The organism is Synechocystis sp. LEGE 06083 (assembly GCF_015207725.1).
Lineage (GTDB): Bacteria > Cyanobacteriota > Cyanobacteriia > Cyanobacteriales > Microcystaceae > Synechocystis > Synechocystis salina.
Genome location: NZ_JADEWJ010000360.1, coordinates 1 through 3,094 on the forward strand (window position 1 = coordinate 1; position 3,094 = coordinate 3,094).

A 3,094-nucleotide genomic window follows, 5' to 3' on the forward strand; every position below is an offset into this window, starting at 1 on the left:
TATAAGAGACAGCATAATCATATTCTACTGATTAGGAAAAATTTCTGTGACTACCCTTTCTGGACTGGTACTGGTTACCACCACATTATTATCAGGCAAAGAACCCTGGGCCAAATCCCCAGTGAGGTTAAACTTTACGCCTTTTTGTTGCTCATAAACAATGTTGCCCTTAGCCTGCAACGTTTGGGGACCAAAGTTATAGGTCAACTCATCCGCATATAGTTGGGATTGTTGTTCTTGGCTCGTGGTATTAGTGCCCTGTTCTAGTTTGGCAATACCGGCGGCCAGATTGACGGCTCCCCGGTTACCCCGCACTGTAATTCGTTGTTTATAATCCACAATACTAATCGGCTTATCGGTGGTCACAAAACGAGTCAAATAGTACCAACTGATCGGTTCGGCGGCAATTTGTAACGGTGGTTCAACGGATTTAAACTGATTTAAGCCCGCTAAATGTACCAACTGCTGTTTCAGCAACAATTCTGCTTGGTCGCTTTTTACTTCGTCGGTGGCAGTTTGATCAACAAAACGCACCAGGGTCAACGGGCGATCGCCAAAAACCCGATTATTTTTAATTTCCCAGGTGATTCTGTCAGTTTTGAGTTCCAGCCGACGGGGGTCTTTCGGTTTATTTTGATCCTTGGTATTGTGCTCAGTCACGGCCACCACATCACCGGAAACAATTAATTTTTCTTCCTTAGTTTCATAGCGCCCTTCCTTGGCGGTGACGGTCAAATCAGGATGTTCCCCCTTTAGATCCTGCCGAGCTGTGAGAATGCTAGATTCAGTTTGCCATTCCACCTCCTGGGCCCGCAACACGGCTTTATTACGGGGATCAAGGGCAACAATATTCTCCCGCAGGAATAGGGCTTTGCCATCTTCAATAATTTCCCCCTTATCCGCCTTCACCTGGAGTACCACTTTGCCATCTTCGTAAAAATCCCCCTTCACATTCACCAGGGTGGCATTCTTCCCATCAACGCTATAGCGAGCCTCCTCCACCTGAATTTTCCACACCGTTTGCCCTTTCGCGTTGGCCTGTTCTAGGGTGGCATTGTTGAGGGTAAGGCTACTTTCTTCCTTGGGGGGGGGAGCTTGACTGCGTTGTTCTAGGGGATCGGGGGGCGCACAACTGCTTAACATCAACGTGCTGAGGAGTAATCCTCCCCATAAAACAGAGGAGCGACGACTTAGGGGCAAAAAAAATGAAGTTAGCAAAGTTTAACGAGATAATTTGAAAATAAATGATTAAATTAGCTTCTTTTCAGCAAACAAATCCCCAGGGGAAAACTGTCAAAGATTGTCCGGCTCCATTGCCGCTCTCGGCCCTCCATTCTAAACGATCGCCTAAATCAGAGTTGTCTCCATTGGCGATCGCCATTTTTTGCTGTAGCCTGATAGCTGGTCATTGCGGGGAGCGATTTCAGAAGGGTAAAGTCATAATTTGATTGATCCATTCTTCCGCCGTTGACACTTCCCAAACCATGATGATTCCATTAATTGCTTCACGAACTGGTAGATTCTGGGCGATAACAATAACGCCATAACTGTTCTGAGAAAGAATAAACTTACCAAACTCCGTTGGCATTGTTTTGCGGTCGTGGGTAACTAAAATCCTTTTATCCTGCGCCGCAATGGTTAACACTTTTTGATCTTGAACACCGTCAAGACCAACTTCATTCGCCGACTGAAAATCCAGATTTGGGCATCTACGGATTACACCAGTCACGATCGCCTGTTTGAGATCAGCGTCAGCTTGAAACCTAACCCTTGTCATGACGCTTGTGATAGTCGGGCTTGACCTGCCATTAGTAATTGATACAACTGAGGACTTCTTTGCTGACAATCTTTCTGTAGCTGTCCAAACTCAGCTTCCCCATTTTGCAAATATGTATTAACAAACTCACGATTAGCAAGATAAAACGTTATCGCCCCATAAACTTGCTCAAGGGAAAGAAGAGGAAAATTTTGGGCAATGACTTCCGGCGTTTCCCCCTCAAGAAAGGAATATACTACTGAGTCCAGTGAAACACGACTTCCCTTAATCCAATATCCTTCCTCTCGTTGTTCAATGTACTGCTTTGTCGGGATAGATGCTAAAGCCAAGGGACAGAACCTCGAAAAACGCTGCTTTTATTTTAGGGGAATTTCACAAGTATCGCCGAGTCCTAAACAACGCTGCGTCAGCAGGCCTTAGCTCTTGACGTTAGCATTGAAGAGAAGATTAAATGAGTTCTTGTGTACGAATATTTGTTGTGGCGATCGCCTTTTTTGCTGTAGCCTGATCCATAATTTGAAACGAGCAACTATTTGACGGCATGGAATCCGATGCAAGAAGACCTATTGCCCTTTCTGGCAGTCCTGAGTCTATTAGTGCTTTACCTCATCTGGCCAGCGAAAACAGAAATGGGTACCCGTTGGCCATGGCGGAAATAGGCGCAAATAAATTATTGGGATGGGCAAAATTGGTTGAGATAGTCAGAAACTAGAGCTATGCGATTGGGTTGGGTTTGAATGGTGAAAGCTTCCCGTTCCAAGTCCTGGCGATGAATTTCGTTATAGCGCAACCAAAATGGCCGGGCATAGACCAATGGTTCAACTGTTACCCCCAAAGGAGCCAGTTGCCCTTTGCCTTTACATACCTGGGCGGCATGTACCGCCTCATGCACAATAACCGGCACAGCGATCCCCAACTCAAAGGTGAGAGGGTGAATCCAGATGGTACGGCTTTGGGCATTGAGCAGTCCATAGGCCCCCCGTTGGGGAGGAGGGGATAGTAATACCCTAAAATTTTTTGCCTCTAATTGTTGCTTTAAACTGGCAAAATCTGGGTCCACAGGGGAGGTTTGGGCATTAATTCCATTAGGGGAAACGGGCAGTAACCAAAAAGTGCAAACTAGGCTCCATTGAATCAATCGGCTTTGCATAGACAAAATGGGGCTAATGGGTGGGGATGAATTGCTAGGGTCGGGGTGAAGGCCAAATTTTCGATGTGGCTGAGCCAACATAAAATCTGATTAAAAATGCCGTCGGAGCCCTTTGGCCGAGATTAATCGCCAAAACAACGTTGGGCTAGATACAATAAACCCTACAC

4 protein-coding genes are annotated in these 3,094 nt (G+C 46.0%); all 4 read right to left on the reverse strand.

From position 1 onward, the window contains the following. Positions 1-24 precede the first annotated feature (24 nt). The 4 genes from lptC to IQ219_RS18460 all read right to left on the reverse strand — a co-directional run bounded on the left by lptC (position 25) and on the right by IQ219_RS18460 (position 2,927). Positions 25-1,200 carry an LPS export ABC transporter periplasmic protein LptC gene (lptC, locus tag IQ219_RS18445; protein ID WP_228017339.1) on the reverse strand — a complete coding sequence of 392 codons (1,176 nt, stop codon included), beginning with the start codon at positions 1,198-1,200 and terminating at the stop codon, positions 25-27. 223 nt (positions 1,201-1,423) lie between these two features. Beyond that, positions 1,424-1,777, reverse strand: a complete 354-nt coding sequence (locus IQ219_RS18450; protein ID WP_194073572.1) for a DUF5615 family PIN-like protein — start codon at positions 1,775-1,777, stop codon at positions 1,424-1,426. Then, a complete protein-coding gene (locus IQ219_RS18455) occupies positions 1,774-2,106 on the reverse strand; it encodes a DUF433 domain-containing protein (protein ID WP_190595844.1) in 333 nt (110 codons plus the stop codon). Before IQ219_RS18455 ends, IQ219_RS18450 begins: the two co-directional genes overlap by 4 nt. A gap of 341 nt (positions 2,107-2,447) precedes the next feature. After that, a complete protein-coding gene (locus IQ219_RS18460; RefSeq protein ID WP_228017340.1) occupies positions 2,448-2,927 on the reverse strand; it encodes a hypothetical protein in 480 nt (159 codons plus the stop codon). Positions 2,928-3,094 lie beyond the last annotated feature (167 nt).

Excerpts from the sequence above, each read along its gene's own strand:
- IQ219_RS18450 (WP_194073572.1), bottom strand. The coding sequence starts at position 1,777 with ATGACAAGGGTTAGGTTTCAAGCTGACGCTGATCTCAAACAGGCGATC.
- IQ219_RS18460 (WP_228017340.1), bottom strand. The coding sequence starts at position 2,927 with ATGCAAAGCCGATTGATTCAATGGAGCCTAGTTTGCACTTTTTGGTTA.